Below are 19,332 nucleotides of genomic sequence, written 5' to 3' on the forward strand. Positions count from 1 at the left end.
AGGTCCGTCGGTGACCATCAAGATCGGTAACGCCCCGTGTTCGTGGGGTGTGGAATTTGCAAATGATCCGCGCAATCCCGCGTGGCGCGATGTGCTTCGCGAGAACGCCGAGGCGGGGTACAAGGGGATCGAGCTTGGTCCTGTCGGCTTCATGCCCGAAGACCCGGCGCTTCTGGCAGATACTTTGGCAGAACATGACCTCACCCTGATTGGCGGCGTTGTCTTTCGCGCGTTCCATGATCCGGCTCAATTTGACGATGTCCTTGATGGGGCGGCGCGCACCTGCAAGGCACTAAAGGCGCATGGGGCCGAGCATCTGGTGTTGATTGACTCGATCTCGCCGCGCCGCGCACCAACCGCCGGACGCGTCGCCGAGGCCGAGCAGATGGACACTGCCGAATGGACTGCTTTTCGAGACCGTATTGCGCAAGTCGCGCGCATTGGTACCGAAGAGTACGGTTTGACGGTTGGCATCCACGCCCATGCCGCCGGTTTCATGGATTTCGAACCGGAACTGGAGCGTCTGCTTGACGAAGTGGATGAGAGGTTGCTGAAAATCTGCTTCGATACGGGGCATCATTCCTATGCGGGCTTTGATCCCGTCGCCTTTATGGAACGGCACATCGACCGCATCAGCTATATGCATTTCAAAGACATTGATCCGGTGGTCAAAGCTGACGTGATCGCAACCGGCACTGGCTTTTACGACGCCTGTGGAAAGGGCATTTTCTGCAATCTTGGCGATGGTGATGTCGACTTTTCACGCGTTCGGCAGATCCTTCTGGAATCTGGATTTGACGGTTGGTGCACCGTGGAACAGGATTGCGATCCTACCCTGCCTGACACCGATCCAGTCGGCGATGCGAGAACAAACCGCGCGTATCTGCAATCCATCGGCTTTCACTGAGCAAAAGGGTTTCCAAATGACCAAACTGAAATGGGGCATGATCGGTGGCGGCCAAGGAAGCCAGATCGGACCTGCACACCGGCTTGGCGCACAGGCTGACGGTCTGTTCGACTTTGTCGCGGGTGCGTTGGATGTGGATGCCGAAAAAGGGCGCGCCTATGCCCAATCGCTTGGAATACCGCAGGACCGCGCCTATGCGAACTGGCAGGATATGCTTGCCGGTGAAACCGCGCGCGAGGACCGCATCGACCTTGTCACGGTCGCGACTCCGAACAGCACTCATTTTGAAATCACCAAGGCATTCCTGCAAGCCGGGTTCAATGTTCTGTGTGAGAAACCGATGACCATGACGGTTGAGGAGGGCGAGGAAATCGTCCGTGTTGCCAAGGACAGCGGCAAGATTTGCGCGGTGAATTACTGCTACTCGGCTTACCCGATGGTGCGGGAAATGCGCCATGTCGTGCGCAGCGGTCAGATTGGCAAGGTGCGACTGGTCGTAGCCAACTTCAGCCACGGTCACCATGGGGATGCCACCGATGCCGACAATCCGCGTGTGCGCTGGCGGTACGACCCCGCGATGGCGGGGGTGTCCGGTCAGTTTGCGGATTGCGGCATTCATGCGCTCCACATGGCAAGCTTCATCGCCGGTGACGAGGTCCGCAGTCTGTCTGCCGATTTTGCATCGACCATCGCCAGCAGACAGCTTGAAGACGATGCGATGGTCAACTTCAGAATGGAAGGCGGTACAGTCGGGCGGCTTTGGACTTCGTCCGTGGCCATCGGTCGGCAGCACGGTTTCGACATTCAGATCTTCGGTGAGACCGGTGGCATGCGTTGGGCCTCCGAGCAACCAAACCAGGTTTTTTACACGCCGGTTGGGGGGCGAACCCAGATCATGGAAAAGGGCGACAGCGGCCTATCGGATGAGGCCACCCGCCTGTCCCGCGTTGCCATCGCCCATCCCGAAGGATTTCCTTTGGCCGTGGCCAACATCTATGTGGATCTGGCGGCAGCACTGTCTGGTGAAGCCCGCGACGGGTTGCCAACAGCTCAGGATGGGGTGCGGTCGATGGCGGCTGTCGCGGCAGCCGTCGCGTCGGCGCGCGATCAGGGCGCGTGGGTCGATGCCCGCCCGCCGATGTTTCGCTAGGTTCGAAGAGGGCGAAGCGTTCCACGCTCTATGATCTCACACGGGAAAAGCCGCGCTTCGGGCATCCGTGTGGGGTCTTCAAGCATGGCCACAACCTGCTCAATCGAACTGGCAATGATCTGGCGAATGGGCTGGCGAATTGTGGTCAGGTTGATGTTTTCCCATCGCGCCATTTCCATGTCGTTCAATCCGATGATGCCAATGTCTTCGGGCACGTTCAGCCCGTGATCGGCAACGGCGCTCAAAGCTCCGATCGACAACACATCATCCCCGCAGAAATACGCCTCGGCACGGTCGCCTTTCAGAAGATCAAGCATTTCGGCACGCCCGGCATCAAACGAATAGGCAGTGGCAAAGCTTTCGGAAACGACAAGGTTGCTTTGCGTCGCGGATTCTTCGAGAAACCCTTTGCGCCGGTCAATGGTCGTTGTTGCCTCTCGCGGGCCGCCCAGAAATCCGATTCGAGTATACCCTCGCGCCTTCAGAGTCCGCGCCGCCATACGCCCGCATTCCACGTTATCGATCCCCACGACATTGACACGCGGCGCACTGGCAAAGCGCCCGAAGGAATGGACAACCGGGATTTGTGCTTCTTGAAAGGCCATCGAAAATTCCGGAGAAAGGGTAGAGGACGCCACGATCACCGCGTCGACCGAATACTGACGCAGCATTCTGAGCGACGCTTCCGGTTCGGTCTCTTGCGACAGATTTACCAAAAGCGGGCGCAAGCCCCTATCCTGTAGGCTGCGGGTAAAAAGATCAAAGACCTCAAGGAAAAGCGGATTTTGAAAGTTGTTTAAAATCAGGCCGATCAGTTTGGTCCGTCCAGTGGTGAGCGACGAGGCCAATGCGTTGGGGCTGTAGCCAAGGTCAGCCGCCGCCTTCTCAACCTTCTTGCGAGTCTTGAGCGAAACCGACGCACCCTCTGTAAAGGTGCGCGACACTGCAGAGCGGGAAACGCCGGCACGTTCTGCAACGTCTTTCAGTGTAATCGGCATCCGGACATCCCCATTTTTCAGAACCTGTTTCACCGCGGTTGAAATGTGAGATTGGATTTTGCAACCGGTTGCATATTTGTCAACCTTGTGCTTCTCTTGATCCCGACAGGCGGATCAACCGCGCCGGTCAGGTCAAGAATGAAAGTCTGGGAGGAATTCATGAAAAGCATTATCAAATCGCTTGCGATTGGCGCAGCGGTCCTAACCGCGCCTGTGACAGTACAGGCGGCGGGTCACGAAAGCCTGAACTATGTTCTGGTCAGCCACGCGCCCGACAGCGACAGCTGGTGGAACACCATCAAGAACGGCATCGCGCTTGCCGGTGAGCAGATGGGTGTGAACGTCGAATATCGCAATCCGCCGACAGGCGACCTTGCCGACATGGCACGGATCATCGAACAGGCCGCTGCCTCTGGTCCGAATGGCATCATCACCACCCTGAGTGACTATGACGTTCTCAAAGGTCCCATCATGGCTGCCGTGGACAGCGGTATTGATGTGATCATCATGAACTCCGGCACACCAGCACAGGCGCGCGAGGTCGGTGCCCTTATGTATGTCGGCCAGCCCGAATACGATGCGGGATACGCTGCGGGTATGCGTGCCAAAGGCGATGGCGTCGGCAGCTTTCTCTGCGTGAACCACTACATCTCCTCACCTTCTTCCACAGAGCGGTGCCAGGGATTTGCAGACGGTCTGGAAGTCGAACTTGGCAACCAGATGATCGACTCGGGTCAAGACCCGGCAGAAATCAAGAACCGCGTCCTTGCGTATCTCAACGCGAATCCCGAAACCGACGCGATTCTGACGCTTGGGCCGACCTCGGCTGATCCGACGCTTCTGGCGCTCGACGAGAACGGCATGGCGGGGGCCATCTATTTCGGCACCTTTGACCTTGGCGAAAATATCGTTGCAGGTATCAAGGCAGGCACGATCAAATGGGGCATCGACCAGCAACCCTTCCTGCAGGCGTATCTGCCGGTTGTCGTCATGGCGAACTATCACCGCTATGGCGTGCTTCCCGGCAACAACATCAACTCCGGACCCGGCTTCGTGACGGCTGACGGACTCGAGATGGTGGAAAAATTCGCGGGTGAATACCGCTAAGCGCCTGAACCTCTGGCCGGTCCACACCCAAGGGACCGGCCTTTTCGCCGAAAGCAATCCTACCGGGAGGCAAGAGGATGAGCGAAGCGACAAAGGCGGCGTCAGTGCCAGACGAGCGCATCAAAGAAATTTCACCATTTCGCAAAGCGTTGATCCGCCCCGAACTGGGGGGCATTTGCGGGACAGTTCTAGTCTTCACCTTTTTCCTGCTGACCGCATTTGACAGCGGCATGTTCAGCAGTCAGGGCGTGTTGAACTGGTCCACGGTTTCCGCCCAATTCATGATCATCGCCGTCGGAGCCTGCCTGTTGATGATCGCGGGCGAGTTCGACCTGTCGGTCGGATCAATGATCGGTTTTTCAGGGATGTTGATCGCGATCTTCACGATCACAATGACATGGCCGGTCTGGTTGGCGATCATCGTGACATTTGTCATCTGCGTGGCGATCGGGGCTTTGAACGGGATCATCGTCATACGAACAGGGTTGCCCAGTTTTATCGTGACACTTGCCTTTCTCTTCATTCTTCGCGGTTTTACGATCTTCCTGCCCCAGACCATCGAGCGCAAAACGATCATTGGCGGTGTGGCCGAGGCTGCCGAAGGCGACTGGCTTGCCGCATTGTTCGGCGGCAAGATTTTTGGGAACGTCTTCATCTGGCTTGCTGACGCGGGCCTCATTTCAACATTCGAACGCGGTTCGCGCGCAGGAGAGCCGGTTGTCGATGGTATCCCGATGCTGATTGTCTGGGCACTTGTCCTTGTTGTCTTTGGCCATATCGTGCTGACGCGCACGCGCTTCGGCAACTGGATCTTTGCCAGTGGCGGTGATGCCGAAGCGGCGCGGAACTCTGGTGTTCCGGTCAATCGCGTAAAGATCCTGATGTTCATGTTCACCGCTTTCTGCGCGACCGTGTTCGCCACATGTCAGGTCATGGAGTTCGGCTCTGCTGGCGCGGATCGTGGTCTGCTCAAGGAATTCGAGGCGATCATTGCCGTTGTCATCGGCGGTGCGCTTCTGACCGGCGGCTATGGATCGGTCATCGGCGCCGCCCTTGGCGCATTGATCTTTGGAGTGGTTCAGCAGGGCCTGTTCTTTGCCGGAGTCGAAAGCTCTTTGTTTCGTGTGTTTCTTGGTGTGATCCTGCTCGGTGCTGTGATCCTCAACACCTACATCCGTCGCATGATCACCGGGGAACGTTGATATGAACTCGCGTACGACCCACGCCCCGATCATCCAGATGAAGAATATCGAAAAGCACTTCGGAGCTGTAATCGCGCTCGCCGGGGTGTCGCTCGAAGTCTATCCCGGCGAATGCCACTGCCTTCTGGGCGACAATGGTGCGGGCAAATCGACCTTCATCAAGACGATGTCAGGGGTCCACAAACCCACAAAAGGCGAGATCCTGTTCGACGGCAAACCGATGAGTTTCGACAATCCCCGCGATGCAATGGATGCCGGGATTGCGACGGTGCACCAGCATTTGGCAATGATCCCCTTGATGTCCGTAAGCCGCAACTTCTTCATGGGAAATGAACCCACCAAGAAGATCGCGGGAATATCGTTCTTTGACCGCGAACTGGCTGATCGTGTAACCATGCAAGCGATGCGGGAGATGGGCATCAACCTTCGTGGTCCCGATCAGGCGGTCGGCACGCTGTCAGGGGGGGAACGTCAGACAGTCGCCATTTCCCGAGCGGTTCATTTTGGGGCGAAGGTTCTGATCCTCGATGAACCGACGTCGGCCCTTGGGGTGCGGCAGACATCAAACGTACTGGCGACCGTTGATAAAGTTCGCAAACAGGGGGTGGCGGTTGTTTTCATTACGCACAATGTCCGCCATGCATTGGCTGTCGGTGACCGCTTCACGGTATTGAATCGGGGACAGACACTTGGCACGGCGCAACGGGGGCAGATCACACCGGAAGAGCTACAGGACCTGATGGCAGGCGGTCAGGAACTGGCCACACTTGAAGGCTCTCTTGGCGGCACGGTCTGAAAAGAAGGAACGGACATGGTGCAGCAACGCAAGAAACTGTTGGACCTGCGTGTCCCGTTTTTCCGACCCATGTGGCGACGGGTGGTCACGTTCGCCGTCCTTGCGATCTGGACAGGTCTTGAAGTTGTCGCAGCGAACCCTTTCTGGGCAATGTTGGCAGGAGGCATCGGCATCTATGCGGGATACGTCTTTTTCTTTGCGTTCGATCTGCATGATGACGAACCGCCTGCTTAGCGATGTCACTTGTCCGGGTGCTATCGCCCTGCAAACCCGCCGGACCGCCGCTTTTTGAATGTGAATTGCAAGGGCAGGATCACCGGGCACATGGCACTTTGACAGTGACCCGGATCAGGGCCGGATCGCAAACCAATTGCAAGAGCCGTTGCAGACGGCGCTTGATGAGAACCTCGCGGATTTGAAAAGGGGAATGACGGTGATCGAAAACATATCGTCGGGATATTACGACCAAACGGACTGCAATCTTGGCGATTTTTCGGATCTGGTCGAGCAAGCCATGCGCCCCGAAACGGCCCCGCAGGCCAGCCAAGTCATAAAGAACATCCCGATGTACGATGTGACGCATCTGCGCTCGTCTCTTGCCGATCCCAAGGCACGCCGATTGCTCATGGCAGAATGGGCGCATGTTCTGTTGCATGGCCCCGGCGTTCTGGTGCTCAAATCCACCTATGCGGACACAACACCTATTGATGCCGCTACGTCGGTCTACAACGCCATCATCGAACACGAAAAAGCAGCGAATGGCGGAGGCGCGGATCACTTTGCGGCGGCTGGAAGCAATGACCGGATCTGGAACGCGCTGCAAAAACTATGCGAGGTCGCACCGGAGACCTTTGTCCAGTACTTTGCCAATCCCGCCATTGATGCCGTTTGCGAAGCCTGGCTTGGTCCCAACTACCAAATGACAGCGCAGATCAACCTCGTGCATCCCGGAGGCAAGGCCCAACAGGCGCATCGCGACTACCACCTGGGATTTCAAACCGCAGAGATCAGCGCGACCTACCCCGCACATGTGCATGATCTGTCGCCTTTGCTGACGCTCCAGGGCGGCATTGCACATTGCGACATGCCTGTTGAAAGCGGCCCAACCAAACTGCTCCCGTTTTCGCAACTCTATCGTCCGGGCTATGCCGCGTGGCGCCGGGATGATTTTCGTAGCTATTTTGAAAAGCACCATGTGCAGGTTCCTCTTGAAAAAGGCGACGCACTCTTTTTCAATCCCGCGCTCTTTCACGCCGCCGGTGAAAACCGCAGTGAGAGCGTGCATCGCATGGTCAACCTGCTTCAGGTTTCTTCGGCTTTTGGTCGAGCGATGGAAACGGTGGACCGTGTGAGAATGAGCAAGCTGGTCTATCCTATCCTCGCTAGGCTCTGGGAAAATGGTGGCCTGACGGAGTCAGAACTGGATGCGGTTATTGCCTCTACCGCCGAAGGATATTCCTTCCCGACCAATCTGGATACTGATCCACCGGCCAATGGGCTTGCGCCGAAAACGCAGCAGGCTTTGCTGAAAGAGTTTGTTTTGCAAAACCTGTCGGCACCGGATTTCGATACGCAGCTTGATGCGCAGGAAAACAAGCGACTGGCTTGATTGATTCACTTATAGATGCTGTCAAAAACGGCGTGCTTGGACTGCGTTTTCCTGTTTGTTCTGCTCCTGCTTTATTTGCAAAGCAGCTGAAATCTGGGCAACTATGCAAACATGGACTTCCTGAATGTCTCCAACAGCGGCTTCCTGATCGCGATGTCTTGCGTGGTGGCGCTTGCTGCGTCCTTCACAGGGCTATCCCTGACACGCGATCTTGCGGAAAAAACCGAGTTCCAGAAGAAAGTCGCGATCTCTTTGGCGTCCATAGCATTGGGCGGGGGTATCTGGGCGATGCATTTCGTGGCCATGCTCGGTCTGCAACTGCCCATCCTGTTTTACTATGACGGCGCAATCACGTTGGTGTCGGCGTTGCTGGCGATCTTGATCGTGGGCGCGGCTTTGATGATTTTGCATTTCACCGAACGGACCCGCACCATCATCGTTCTGGCAGGAGGGATCGTCGGCGTTGGCGTCCTGGTCATGCACTATGTCGGTATGGCAGGTCTGGAGCTGTGCCGTGCAGTGTACACGACGCATGGGGTCGTCCTGTCGTCCCTGTCGGCAATCGGATTGTGCATTCTGGCCTTCTGGATCGCATATGAGCGAAGAACCAACCGCAACATAATCCTTGGCACACTGTTCTTTGCGTTCGCGGTGTGCGCGGTCCACTTTTTGGCGATGGCCGGGACCAACTTTGTTGCCGAACCCAGCAGTTCCGAGTTTGGTCCTTCGATGAGCAACGAGACCCTGGCGCTTGGTGTGATCTTTTTCAGCTTTGTCATCTTCGGTGCCTGCCTGTGGGTAAGCGTGACCTATCTGGTCGGCGAAGACCCACAAGATGTGGCGCCAGAGGGGCGCGTTGCTTCACCAGACCTGGACGCTGCGGCGGTTCAGCGGATTCCGTGCGAGCGGGATGGACACAAGGTGTTCATAGATGCGGGCGACGTCCTGTTTGTGCGCGCTGATGGTCACTACACACAGGTGTATACCTCGAAAGATCGGTTGTTCTGTGTCTGGCCGATTACGGAAGCGACGAAGCGCCTCGTACCGGCTGGTTTCCTGCAATCGCATCGCAGCTACCTGGTGAATCCGAGCCATGTGGCACGTTTCGAGCGAAGCAAGTACAATGGACGATGCGTATTTGCAGGCTCTGATTTGCCGCCTGCACCGGTCAGCCGCTCAAAGCTCAAGACCATACAGGATGCTCTTTCGGCGCGGGTTGGCGCAGTTCGTGCAAGCTAGGGTGCATTTCGTGCAAAACCCCTGCATTTCATTGGTTTTCTGAAGCCGTCCAGCGCCGAAATGTGCGGTACTTCCCAAAGCAAAGATCAATCGCTTTTTGGGAGGAGAGCCGATGATTCCAGCGGCATTCGAGTATTACAGGCCCACGGACATGGCCGGTGTCCTGTCCTTGTTGGAAGAGCATGGCGACGACGCCCGCGTCATGGCGGGGGGGCATAGCCTCATTCCGATGATGAAGCTGCGAATGGCGGATGTACCACATCTCATCGACCTTCAGTCTGTCGTCGGCCTGTCGGACATTGAGATTGGCGCGGACGACATTCGCATCGGTGCTCTGGTCACGCAACACGACATCATCGACAACGCCGCTCTGGCAGAGGTCGCGCCGATCCTGCGTGAAGCTGCTTTGCAGATCGCAGACCCGCAGGTCCGTTACATGGGGACAGTGGGCGGCAACGTCGCCAACGGCGATCCCGGCAATGACATGCCTGGTCTGATGCAGTGTCTGAATGCCAGCTTTTTGGTCGTCGGTCAGGACGGCGAGCGCGAAATTCCGGCTCGCGAATTCTACGAGGCCGCTTACATGACGGCGCGCGAGGACAACGAAGTCCTGACATCGGTAACGATCCCCATGCCCAAAGGGGGGTATGCCTACGAAAAGCAAAAGCGCAAGATCGGTGACTATGCCACGGCAGCGGCTGCGGTTCAGATCGTGAAAGATGGCGACATCTGTGTGTCGGCAGCCATCGCGATGACTAACCTCAGCGACACGCCGATCTATTCCGCCGGGGCTTGTGACGCTCTTGTCGGCACGACGGTTGATGATGCCGCGATCAAGGCCGCCATGGCCGCGATGCTTGGCGACATCGACCCGACCGAAGACAATCGCGGCCCGGTCGCGTTCAAAAAACATGTTGCGGGCGTCATTCTGCGCCGGGCCATCGAGCGCGCCTGGTCGCGCGCCTGAAACGGAGAATTGCCATGTCCAAGAAAATGCACATAAAGCTGAACGTTAACGGCAAGGACGAGGAGTTTCTGGCCGAGCCGCGCGAACTTCTGATCTACACGCTGCGCGAACGGCTGAACATCACCGGGCCTCACATCGGCTGCGAAACCTCACATTGCGGAGCCTGCACCGTCACGATCAACGGTAAGTCGGTCAAGTCATGCACAATGTTCGTTGCGCAGGCTGACGGTGCCGAAGTCACCACGATCGAAGGTATTGGTGGGCCGGACAATCTGCACCCGCTTCAGACCGCTTTCAAGGAACACCACGGTTTGCAGTGCGGCTACTGCACGCCCGGCATGATCACACGGGCCGCAAAACTTCTGGAAGAGAACCCTAACCCGACCGAAGAGGACATCCGCTTTGGCATGGCCGGCAACATCTGCCGCTGCACAGGCTACCAGAACATTGTGAAATCCATCCGGGCCGCAGCGGTCGAGATGAATGCAGCCAAGGAGGCGGCGGAATGAAGGACGAAGTGACACGCGACGAACGCGTCGCCAACCTCAAGGGGATGGGATGCTCGCGCAAGCGGGTCGAGGATGCACGCTTTACGCAAGGCAAAGGCAACTACGTCGACGACATCAAGCTGGATGGCATGATCTTCGGAGATTTCGTCCGTTCGCCTTATGCCCATGCGCGCGTTGTCAGTATCGACACAGAAGCCGCGCTGAAAGTTCCGGGTGTCCTGGCCGTTCTGACGGCTGCCGATCTGGAACCGCTGGGTCTGCACTGGATGCCCACGCTCGCCGGTGACAAGCAGATGGTGCTTGCTGACGGCAAAGTCTTGTTCCAGGGACAGGAAGTGGCTTTTGTCGTCGCCGAAGATCGCTACGCTGCCGCCGATGGGATCGAAGCGGTCGAGGTCGAGTACGAAGAGTTGCCCGTCATCGTCGATCCGTTCGAGTCTTTGAAATCGGATGTCGTGCTGCGAGAGGATCTGGTGGCCGAGGACGGCTCTATCCCAGCGGGCGCGCACGGTCCTCGCAAACATGCCAACCACATCTTCACCTGGGAAGCGGGCGACAAGGAACCGACCGAGGAAGTCATCGCCAATGCCGACGTCGTGGCGACAGAATCCATGTATTACCACCGCACCCACCCCTGTCCGCTAGAAACCTGCGGCTGCGTGGCGTCGATGGACAAGGTCAACGGCAAGCTGACGCTTTGGGGCACTTTCCAGGCACCACATGCCGTTCGGACGGTCGTCAGCCTCATTTCGGGCATCGAAGAGCACAATATCCGCGTCATCTCGCCCGACATCGGCGGCGGTTTTGGCAACAAGGTGGGGGTCTATCCGGGCTATGTGTGCTCGGTTGTGGCGTCGATCGTGACCGGCAAGCCGGTCAAATGGATCGAAGACCGGATGGACAACCTGATGACCACCGCCTTTGCGCGGGACTATCACATGACCGGCAAGATCTCTGCCACCAAGGAGGGCAAGATCACCGGGCTTCAGTGTCACGTCACCGCAGATCACGGCGGCTTTGATGCCTGCGCTGACCCCACCAAGTTCCCTGCCGGGTTCATGAACATCTGCACCGGGTCGTATGACATCCCGACCGCTTACCTGGAGGTCGAGGGCGTTTATACAAACAAGGCCCCCGGCGGCGTCAGCTATCGCTGTTCCTTCCGCGTGACCGAGGCCGTGTACTTCATCGAACGCATGATCGAAGTGCTTGCGATCAAGCTGAATATGGATGCCGCAGAACTGCGCCGCATCAATTTCATCAAGAAAGAGCAGTTTCCGTACAAGGCTGCCCTTGGCTGGGAATATGACAGCGGCGACTATCACACGGCGTGGGACAAGGCGCTCAAGACAGTCGATTATGACGGTTTGCGTGCCGAACAGACCCAGCGTGTCGAGGACTTCAAGGCGGGCAAGACGCGCAAGCTGATGGGTATTGGTCTAAGCTTTTTCACCGAGATCGTCGGGGCCGGACCGGTCAAGAACTGCGATATTCTGGGACTTGGAATGTTCGACAGCTGCGAGATCCGCATCCATCCGACCGGCTCTGCGATTGCCCGGCTTGGCACGATTTCCCAGGGACAGGGCCACGCGACAACCTTCGCCCAGATCCTCGCCTCCGAGATTGGACTTCCGGCTGACAGCATCACCATTGAAGAGGGTGACACCGACACCGCCCCCTATGGCCTTGGCACTTATGGGTCACGCTCGACACCCGTCGCGGGTGCCGCGACGGCTATGGCCGGACGCAAGATCCGCGCAAAGGCCCAGATGATCGCGGCCTACCTTCTTGAAGTCCATGACAACGACGTGGAATTCGACGTGGACCGCTTTGTCGTCAAAGGCGCGCCGGACCGGTTCAAGACGATGAAGGAAATCGCCTTCGCCGCCTACAATCAGGCCATTCCGGGCATCGAGCCGGGGCTTGAAGCGGTCAGCTACTACGACCCGCCCAACATGACTTACCCATTTGGTGCTTATGTCTGTGTCATGGATATTGATATCGACACCGGTGTTCCCGAGATCCGCCGCTTTTATGCGCTGGACGATTGCGGCACGCGGATCAACCCTATGATCATCGAAGGACAGGTGCATGGCGGGTTGACCGAAGCGCTTGCCGTCGCTTTGGGTCAGGAAATTGCCTATGATGACATGGGCAACGTCAAGACCGGCACGCTGATGGATTTCTTCCTGCCAACCGCATGGGAGGTTCCGAATTACGAGACCGACTTCACCGTCACACCCAGCCCGCATCACCCGATCGGAGCCAAGGGCGTCGGGGAAAGCCCACATGTCGGCGGTGTGCCGTGTTTCTCGAACGCGGTGCAGGATGCGTTCCGCCCCTTTGGCAACACGCATACCAACATGCCGCACGATCACTGGCGGATCTGGAAGACCGCCAATGACCTTGGTCTGCACGGGTAAAGGCGAAGGTCTGGCGGGGTCTTGAGCCCCGCCGGACCGCGACAAAGCAAATGACTTGGACCGATCTGAAATCCCGCCTTGCGAGTGAAGGCTATGTCGCCTCTGACGATCTGGCCGTGGCGCTGCAACTGGCGTTGTCGCTGGGCAGACCGCTGTTGCTTGAAGGCGCGGCTGGCGTTGGCAAGACCGAGATTGCGCGCACCTTGTCCGTGGTTGAGGACACCCGCCTGATCCGGTTGCAATGCTACGGCGGGCTGGATGCGGCGCAGGCCATCTACGAATGGAACTACCAGCGCCAATTGCTGACCATCCGAGCTGCGGCAGAAGACGGCGAAACCGGCAAGACCGTCGAAGACCGCATCTTTTCCCGCGACTTCCTGTTGGAACGCCCCCTTCTGGCGGCAATTACCCAAGACAAGCCGCCGGTGTTGCTGATCGACGAGATCGACCGCGCCGACGAAGAATTCGAGGCCTACCTGCTCGAAATTCTGTCCGATTATCAGGTCTCGATTCCCGAGCTTGGTACGATCACGGCGACGACGAAACCAATCGTGATCCTGACCTCGAATGGCACACGCGATCTGTCGGATGCATTGCGCCGCCGCTGTCTGTACACCTATGTCGATTATCCGGATCGGGCGACCGAACTGGCGATCCTCAAGGCGCGTTGTCCCGAAGTGGAGTCACGCCTTGCCGATCAGGTCGTGGGTTTTGTGCAGAAATTGCGTGAAGAAGAACTCGAGAAAACGCCCGGCGTTGCAGAGATGCTGGATTTTGCGGCCGCACTTATGGGCCTTGGCATCGCCGACCTCACCGAGAACCCCGCAGTGCTTCATTCGACACTGACGACCCTTCTCAAGACCCAAAGTGATCTGGCCCAGATCGCTCCCGAAGTCGCAAGCCGCATTGCGGGGAAAGCGGCATGAGCCGTGTCACGAAATTCGCCTCGCGCGACCCCGGACCCTCGGCGCGGGTTGCAGGCTTCATCGCGCATTTGCGCGAGAACGGATTTAGGCTTGGGGTGGGGGAAACTGATATTGCCATGGCGGCACTGGTCGTGGTTGATGCGATCCGACCAGATGACAGCCGCAGGGCGCTCCGGGCCGTCTGCACTGGAAACAAGGAAGACGCCGAACGCTTCGACACCCTTTTCGACAGCTATTGGATGGATGCCGGGCGGGTCAGACAAAAGGTCATCCCGACCCTGTCATCGACCATCAGTGACGACGTGCATTCGTCCCGCGATGCGACAGGCCAAGACGCCGGGGCCTCGGGTGCCGCGACCTCGCCCGACAGTTGCGGCGGCGAGGCGGACAGCGACGGCACAGGCAAATTGATCGCGACCGAACAAACCAACCTGAACCGCCGCGACCTGCGCGACTTGGTGCGCCCCGACGAGATCGCCGCCGCCGAAGATGTCGCGCGCCGGATCGGCTCCGCATTGCGGGACAAACGCTCGCGCCGCCGGATCGCAGCGCGCAAGGGCAGCAGTCTGCATTTTCGCAAGACCATCCGTAACAGCCTGACCACGGGTGGAGAGCCTCTGCGCCTGTTTCGCAAACACCGCCCTGACCGGCCACACAAGATTGTGGCACTGTGCGATGTTTCCGGATCAATGACGGTCTATGCGCAGGTATTCCTCGCCTTTCTGGCGGGTTTGATGCGCGCCGATACCTCGGCCGATGCTTACCTGTTCCACACGCGGCTTGTACGCATCACCGACGCCTTGCGCGACAAGGATGCGCTGCGCGCGATCGGGCGCATGTCGTTGATGGCCGACGGGTTTGGCGGTGGCTCGAAAATCGGTCCTTCCCTGATGCGCTTTGCCCAGACCTATGCGAAGCGATTTGTCGACGGGCGCAGCGTCGTGTTGATCCTGTCGGACGGGTATGACACGGAAGATCCCAAAATGATCTCGGACGCCTTGGCGCGCTTGAAAAAGCGCGGCTGCAAGATCATCTGGCTCAATCCGCTCAAGGGCTGGAAAGACTATGCGCCCGTAGCCTCCGGCATGGCCGCGGCCTTGCCGCATCTCGATCTTTTTGCAGCCGCAAACACGTTGAGCGATCTGGCAGCTCTGGAACCCGAGCTTGTGACGTTATGACGTCGACTGGCGTTCTCTCTGACGATCTGGTCAAGGCTGCACAAGAGCTGCGTGCCAAGGACGAACCTTTTGCCTTTGCCACGATCGTGCGTACCGCCGGGTCGACCGCCGCCAAGCCTGGCTCGAAGGCCTTGCTAAGCGCGGACGGGACAATCCTGCAGGGTTGGTTGGGTGGCGGTTGTACACGAGGCGCGGTTAAGCGGGCAGCTCTCAAGGCGTTGCAGGACGGCACGCCGCAGCTTGTCTCGGTCGCGCCCGAGGACCTGTTGGCGGAGAAAGGCGTAACCGCCGGGGAAACGGTGGACGGAACGAGCTTTGCGCGCAACGGCTGTCCGTCGCGCGGCACGGTGGATATCTTCATCGAACCCTGCCTGCCAATCCCACAACTTGTGGTCATGGGCGCATCGCCGGTTGCACAAGCGCTCAGCGCCCTTGCGCCGCAATTCCATTGGTCCGTCAGCGTGACGCCGCAGCAAAACACAGCACACCGGCAACGCTTCATCGTGGTGGCGACCCAAGGTCAGGGAGACCTCGATGCGTTGAAGGCAGCCTTGGCCAACGGAACGGACTGGGTGGCCTTCGTGGGCAGTCGCCGCAAGTTCGCAGCTCTTGCGGAAAAGCTGGTGACTGCAGGGATGGATCAATCCTTGGTCGAGAGCGTGCAAGCCCCGGCCGGGCTTGATCTTGGCGCGGTGACACCGGAAGAAATCGCCTTGTCGATCCTTGCACAACTGGTTCAGGCACGGCGTGCGACCGTGATCGAGGCGCAGGTGTGATCCGATGGTCCGCTTCGATTTACCTCCATACAGGACACGCAACACGCAGCGTGTGCCCGTCTGCGGTGTCCTGATGACCCCTCGTATCGTCGACGGTCACCGCGCCGCATCTTCAAGGCGGGGTCCGGTTGCCGCCGTGCATGGCGACATAGCCGTCCCGGCTCGTTTGAGCGCGCTTCGTCTGGCCAATCCGAAATCGCCAATGCCCACGGGGTAACAGGAATGCACCCCGAACACGTCCGGTGCGCGCCGTATTGGGGCGGCAGGTTCCGCACGGAAAACGGCGCACCCCAACCCCACGAAACCCTGCCAAGTCGCGACATGGAAGAGACACCATGAACAGTCTCAAACGCATGATTTCCGGCCTGCGTCGCAAATTTTTAGTCAGGCGCATGTGGAAGCCTGCCGAAAATCCGCCTGACGATGCACACGCCGATCCGGGTGCTGGATTGTTCCTTGCGCGACCTATGTCCTTGGGCGGGGACTGCGCCACCCGGGGTGGTCTAACGGTTTGCACCCGACTGGCCCTGCTCATTGCGATGCGTCCGGCGGTCGAGCACCGCCGCAAGTTGGCTTTCAGCCGATCCTGGCAGTGTCAAACATTCGACGCATGCGCGCGCAGCGTGGAAATAGTTGCAACAGCGTAAATATCTACGCAATTGCGCGGCGGGGAAAGTGGTCATTCCTACAAACCGCAGCGGGAACAAACGCTGAAGGATCAAGTTGCGTACCAAGCTACCCTTCGATCCGTTGATCTATCCAGCAAAGCGCATCGACCAGAAGGTGTGGCGGAGCTACCCAAGATATACTTGCCCGGCGGGATACTTTACCCTTGGGACACTACGGGTGGCGAGGAAAAACCCGATCGCCAGGGGCCCAACCCGACCGATAAACATCATCACCATGATGATGGCCCTGCCGATACCATCAAGCTCTCCGGTGGTTCCGCGTGACAGACCAACCGTACCGAAGGCCGATGTCACCTCGAAGGCGAGGTCAATGAACTGGCCGTCGTGATTGATCGAGGTGACAAAAATTCCCGTTAGGACAAGCAGCATGGAAATAGTCGTGAGCGCGAGAACTTTCATCACCTCATCCACACCCAAAGACCGACCAAAGGCATGCAATGTGGTTTGCCGCCTGAAAAACGCAACGGTCGCAAGCAACAATACGCAAAGCGTTGTCACTTTGATCCCTCCCGCGGTCGAGGTGCTACCACCGCCAACCAGCATAAGCGTCATCGTTAGCATCGTCGCGCTGTCATGCATCCCGCCGGTGTCAATCGTATTAAACCCGGCCGTGCGCGGGGTGACGCCCTGAAACCAGCTTGCCCATAGTTTGTCGACCGTGTTCAACGGACCCAAGGTGTTCGGGTTCGTCCATTCCAGAATGCCGAACATGACGCTCCCCCATACAATCAGAACCGCGGTCCCCAGCAGCATCAGTTTGGAGTGCAGTGTCAGTCTGCGCCACTGACGTTTTTCATAGATGTCCCCCACGACAATGAAACCGAGCCCTCCCAGAATGAAGAGGGCCGGGATCACGATGTTGACAATCGAATTGCCCACCCATTGCGACAGACTGTCGGGGTGTAGGGCAAAGCCTGCGTTGTTGAAGGCCGAAATCGAATGGAAAATCGCCTGCCAGACACCATTCCAGCCGAACTCCGGAACAAATACGAAGGCAAGCAAGGCGGCACCGATCGCTTCGCAAACAAGGGCAATGATTAGGATGATGCGCGCAAGATAGGTCAGGTTCGACAGCGATGTCTGGTTCAGGTCTTCGCGCAGGATCAGCCGCTGCGGCATGCCCACGGGTATGCCAAGCGCGCCAAGCAGCAGCACCGCAAAAGTCATCAAACCCAACCCGCCCAATTGGATAAGTACGGCGATCACAGCCTGACCAAAACCCGTGAAGGCAGCACCTGTATCAGCAAGAACAAGGCCAGTCACAGTCACAGCAGAGGTTGATGTGAAAAGCGCTTCTCCCAGCCCGATGTCCCCATTATGCGAGATTGGCAGACATAACAGGATAGCACCCAAGCCAATGAAAACGAGGTAAAAGATGACAAGCGCCGCGGGCGGCGGCATGCGAAGCTTGGTGAACCGTTTCACCAGTTTCGAGAGTTGGAATGCCATGGTTAAAGGCTGGCAGCAAAATTGCGCAGGTCCTTGCGCTGGCCTAGCAACAGCAGGAGATCATCCCGTTCCAATTGGCATCCTGTCGCGTCTTGCCCAACGAATTCAGTTCCGCGCATGACCCCGATGCAACGCAGATTGAACTTCTCGCCATGCGGCAGGTCTTCCAGGCTCTTGCCTTCAAGGCTTTCAGGGATGCGAAAGTTCACAACGTGATACCCGTTACCCAAACTGACATAGTCACGGACGAGCGGATTATGCAAAACCTGTGCAATGTGCTGGCCAACCTCCACCTCTGGATGAATGATCCGGTCAACACCTAGTTTGCTCAGGATACGGTGATGCGTCTTGGTCGTGGCTTTGGCCCAAACAACCGGAACTCCGACGAGTTTGAGGTTTATGGCCGCAAGGATGCTGGCCTCCAGATCATCGCCCATGGCAACGACGGCCACATCACAGTCCCCAAACCCCGCTTCGCGCAAGGCAGCATCATCGCGCGCATCGACGATCATGGTCTGTGAAAGCGTGTCAGCAAGGTTCATGACGCGCGCGTCGGAGATGTCGATCCCGATGACGTGATTGCCAAATCGCTGCAACTCCTTGGCAACTGTGCTTCCGAAGTTTCCAAGTCCTACGACCCCAAATGTACGGTTGCCGGAGTTCTTCATGCCTTCAACTCGCGATCCCTGATCCCAATCCAAAGAAACTCGCCGCGACGCAGCAATTTGTCAACATGCTTAGGCAGCCGGTGCAGGGCTGCGAAAGCAACGAAAGAGGCCAAACGCCCAATATTGGCTGTCGAGGTCGGCGGTGCGTAAGTTTGCTTCGGGCTCTTTATACCAATGGCCTTAGACTTTGACCGCTTTGGCATATTCTCGGGTGGTAATCGAGCACACGGTGGCGATGTCGAAGCGCGCTTCGATCTTGCGCTGAAAGTCGACGCGCCGACAAATCCGTTTGTGTGATCGCAACCGCCATCAAGACCTCCATGCTTCAATGGAATGGACTCACTGCGACGAACCGAAGGGAACCTCATCCGAGTCAAGGACCAGCGCCGTTGCTATTGGAAGGCGATGCATGGGGCCGTGCCGGGCGGCAGCAAATACCGAGTGTGTGGATCTGGTGCTTTCTGCAGAATGGGCGGATTCTGGATGTTCTCTGCATGTGCGAACCGATCATGCCACGACCATCGCCTCCTCCGCGTCGGTCAGAACCGTCGAACGCGGTTATGACGAAATCTTCCACAGTCACACGATTGCGCCATTTCGCGACGGTCTTGGGGTTGGTCGAGCTCCCGGCTCAGTTGCGCAAGCGAAGTTTGCGATCGCTCCCTTGCAGATCTGACGGCGTGAGTTGTAGCGCTGCTGTAACGAACTCATTCCATAGTGCTTCGCCTTTCATTCCTGA

General features: G+C 58.0%; 17 protein-coding genes and 1 pseudogene. 14 read left to right on the forward strand and 4 right to left on the reverse strand.

Annotated features, from left to right (window positions below; all coding sequences use genetic code 11):
- Positions 1-10 precede the first annotated feature (10 nt).
- Both ACTIEN_RS11785 and ACTIEN_RS11790 read left to right on the forward strand, forming a co-directional pair.
- A complete protein-coding gene (locus ACTIEN_RS11785; protein ID WP_439523336.1) occupies positions 11-907 on the forward strand; it encodes a TIM barrel protein in 897 nt (298 codons plus the stop codon).
- Positions 908-923: 16 nt separating this feature from the next.
- Positions 924-2,057 carry a Gfo/Idh/MocA family protein gene (locus tag ACTIEN_RS11790; protein ID WP_439523337.1) on the forward strand — a complete coding sequence of 378 codons (1,134 nt, stop codon included), beginning with the start codon at positions 924-926 and terminating at the stop codon, positions 2,055-2,057.
- Here the strand turns inward: ACTIEN_RS11790 and ACTIEN_RS11795 are convergent.
- Entirely contained in the window at positions 2,054-3,055 is a 1,002-nt protein-coding gene (locus ACTIEN_RS11795; protein WP_439523338.1) for a LacI family DNA-binding transcriptional regulator, read from the reverse strand. The genes ACTIEN_RS11790 and ACTIEN_RS11795 overlap by 4 nt on opposite strands.
- A 159-nt stretch (positions 3,056-3,214) precedes the next feature.
- Between ACTIEN_RS11795 and ACTIEN_RS11800 the strand changes: the two genes are divergently transcribed.
- From ACTIEN_RS11800 to ACTIEN_RS11855, 12 genes are all read left to right on the forward strand, one after another.
- Complete coding sequence (locus tag ACTIEN_RS11800) at positions 3,215-4,162, forward strand: sugar ABC transporter substrate-binding protein (protein WP_439523339.1); 948 nt, start codon at positions 3,215-3,217, stop codon at positions 4,160-4,162.
- Positions 4,163-4,239: 77 nt separating this feature from the next.
- A complete protein-coding gene (locus ACTIEN_RS11805; protein ID WP_439523340.1) occupies positions 4,240-5,364 on the forward strand; it encodes an ABC transporter permease in 1,125 nt (374 codons plus the stop codon).
- Between the two features lies 1 nt (position 5,365).
- Positions 5,366-6,160, forward strand: a complete 795-nt coding sequence (locus tag ACTIEN_RS11810; RefSeq protein ID WP_439523341.1) for an ATP-binding cassette domain-containing protein — start codon at positions 5,366-5,368, stop codon at positions 6,158-6,160.
- A 15-nt stretch (positions 6,161-6,175) separates the two neighbouring features.
- On the forward strand, positions 6,176-6,394 hold the full coding sequence (locus ACTIEN_RS11815; RefSeq protein ID WP_439523342.1) for a hypothetical protein: 219 nt from the start codon (positions 6,176-6,178) through the stop codon (positions 6,392-6,394).
- 193 nt (positions 6,395-6,587) lie between these two features.
- Positions 6,588-7,769, forward strand: coding sequence for a phytanoyl-CoA dioxygenase family protein (locus ACTIEN_RS11820; RefSeq protein ID WP_439523343.1), 1,182 nt, complete (start codon positions 6,588-6,590; stop codon positions 7,767-7,769).
- Between the two features lie 111 nt (positions 7,770-7,880).
- A complete protein-coding gene (locus tag ACTIEN_RS11825; RefSeq protein WP_439523344.1) occupies positions 7,881-9,008 on the forward strand; it encodes an MHYT domain-containing protein in 1,128 nt (375 codons plus the stop codon).
- A gap of 112 nt (positions 9,009-9,120) precedes the next feature.
- Positions 9,121-9,975 (forward strand): FAD binding domain-containing protein, encoded by an 855-nt coding sequence (locus ACTIEN_RS11830; RefSeq protein WP_439523345.1) that lies wholly within the window; start codon positions 9,121-9,123, stop codon positions 9,973-9,975.
- Positions 9,976-9,989: 14 nt separating this feature from the next.
- Complete coding sequence (locus ACTIEN_RS11835; RefSeq protein WP_439523346.1) at positions 9,990-10,484, forward strand: (2Fe-2S)-binding protein; 495 nt, start codon at positions 9,990-9,992, stop codon at positions 10,482-10,484.
- Positions 10,481-12,907 (forward strand): aerobic carbon-monoxide dehydrogenase large subunit, encoded by a 2,427-nt coding sequence (locus ACTIEN_RS11840; RefSeq protein WP_439523347.1) that lies wholly within the window; start codon positions 10,481-10,483, stop codon positions 12,905-12,907. The genes ACTIEN_RS11835 and ACTIEN_RS11840 overlap by 4 nt, the downstream gene beginning before the upstream one ends.
- 50 nt (positions 12,908-12,957) lie before the next feature.
- Positions 12,958-13,833 (forward strand): AAA family ATPase, encoded by an 876-nt coding sequence (locus ACTIEN_RS11845; RefSeq protein WP_439523348.1) that lies wholly within the window; start codon positions 12,958-12,960, stop codon positions 13,831-13,833.
- The gene (locus tag ACTIEN_RS11850; protein ID WP_439523349.1) at positions 13,830-15,011 is read left to right on the forward strand and encodes a vWA domain-containing protein; all 1,182 of its coding nucleotides are present in this window, start codon (positions 13,830-13,832) and stop codon (positions 15,009-15,011) included. Before ACTIEN_RS11845 ends, ACTIEN_RS11850 begins: the two co-directional genes overlap by 4 nt.
- Entirely contained in the window at positions 15,008-15,787 is a 780-nt protein-coding gene (locus tag ACTIEN_RS11855; protein WP_439523350.1) for an XdhC family protein, read from the forward strand. Before ACTIEN_RS11850 ends, ACTIEN_RS11855 begins: the two co-directional genes overlap by 4 nt.
- A 794-nt stretch (positions 15,788-16,581) precedes the next feature.
- Here ACTIEN_RS11855 and ACTIEN_RS11860 read toward each other — a convergent pair.
- From ACTIEN_RS11860 to ACTIEN_RS11870, 3 genes and pseudogenes are all read right to left on the reverse strand, one after another.
- On the reverse strand, positions 16,582-17,925 hold the full coding sequence (locus ACTIEN_RS11860; RefSeq protein ID WP_439523351.1) for a TrkH family potassium uptake protein: 1,344 nt from the start codon (positions 17,923-17,925) through the stop codon (positions 16,582-16,584).
- 2 nt (positions 17,926-17,927) lie between these two features.
- On the reverse strand, positions 17,928-18,626 hold the full coding sequence (locus ACTIEN_RS11865) for a potassium channel family protein (RefSeq protein WP_439523352.1): 699 nt from the start codon (positions 18,624-18,626) through the stop codon (positions 17,928-17,930).
- Positions 18,627-19,103: 477 nt separating this feature from the next.
- Positions 19,104-19,300: pseudogene (locus tag ACTIEN_RS11870) on the reverse strand (IS481 family transposase); the annotation flags it as partial.
- Between the last annotated feature and the right edge of the window lie 32 nt (positions 19,301-19,332).

The organism is Marivita sp. (genome assembly GCF_051859345.1).
GTDB lineage: Bacteria > Pseudomonadota > Alphaproteobacteria > Rhodobacterales > Rhodobacteraceae > Marivita.

What these genes read in the sequence shown, in the direction of transcription:
- ACTIEN_RS11790 (WP_439523337.1), top strand. Translation starts at nt 924, where the DNA reads ATGACCAAACTGAAATGGGGCATGATCGGTGGCGGCCAAGGAAGCCAG.
- ACTIEN_RS11795 (WP_439523338.1), bottom strand. Translation starts at nt 3,055, where the DNA reads ATGCCGATTACACTGAAAGACGTTGCAGAACGTGCCGGCGTTTCCCGC.
- ACTIEN_RS11800 (WP_439523339.1), top strand. Translation starts at nt 3,215, where the DNA reads ATGAAAAGCATTATCAAATCGCTTGCGATTGGCGCAGCGGTCCTAACC.
- ACTIEN_RS11805 (WP_439523340.1), top strand. Translation starts at nt 4,240, where the DNA reads ATGAGCGAAGCGACAAAGGCGGCGTCAGTGCCAGACGAGCGCATCAAA.
- ACTIEN_RS11810 (WP_439523341.1), top strand. Translation starts at nt 5,366, where the DNA reads ATGAACTCGCGTACGACCCACGCCCCGATCATCCAGATGAAGAATATC.
- ACTIEN_RS11815 (WP_439523342.1), top strand. Translation starts at nt 6,176, where the DNA reads ATGGTGCAGCAACGCAAGAAACTGTTGGACCTGCGTGTCCCGTTTTTC.
- ACTIEN_RS11820 (WP_439523343.1), top strand. Translation starts at nt 6,588, where the DNA reads ATGACGGTGATCGAAAACATATCGTCGGGATATTACGACCAAACGGAC.
- ACTIEN_RS11825 (WP_439523344.1), top strand. Translation starts at nt 7,881, where the DNA reads ATGGACTTCCTGAATGTCTCCAACAGCGGCTTCCTGATCGCGATGTCT.
- ACTIEN_RS11830 (WP_439523345.1), top strand. Translation starts at nt 9,121, where the DNA reads ATGATTCCAGCGGCATTCGAGTATTACAGGCCCACGGACATGGCCGGT.
- ACTIEN_RS11835 (WP_439523346.1), top strand. Translation starts at nt 9,990, where the DNA reads ATGTCCAAGAAAATGCACATAAAGCTGAACGTTAACGGCAAGGACGAG.
- ACTIEN_RS11840 (WP_439523347.1), top strand. Translation starts at nt 10,481, where the DNA reads ATGAAGGACGAAGTGACACGCGACGAACGCGTCGCCAACCTCAAGGGG.
- ACTIEN_RS11845 (WP_439523348.1), top strand. Translation starts at nt 12,958, where the DNA reads ATGACTTGGACCGATCTGAAATCCCGCCTTGCGAGTGAAGGCTATGTC.
- ACTIEN_RS11850 (WP_439523349.1), top strand. Translation starts at nt 13,830, where the DNA reads ATGAGCCGTGTCACGAAATTCGCCTCGCGCGACCCCGGACCCTCGGCG.
- ACTIEN_RS11855 (WP_439523350.1), top strand. Translation starts at nt 15,008, where the DNA reads ATGACGTCGACTGGCGTTCTCTCTGACGATCTGGTCAAGGCTGCACAA.
- ACTIEN_RS11860 (WP_439523351.1), bottom strand. Translation starts at nt 17,925, where the DNA reads ATGGCATTCCAACTCTCGAAACTGGTGAAACGGTTCACCAAGCTTCGC.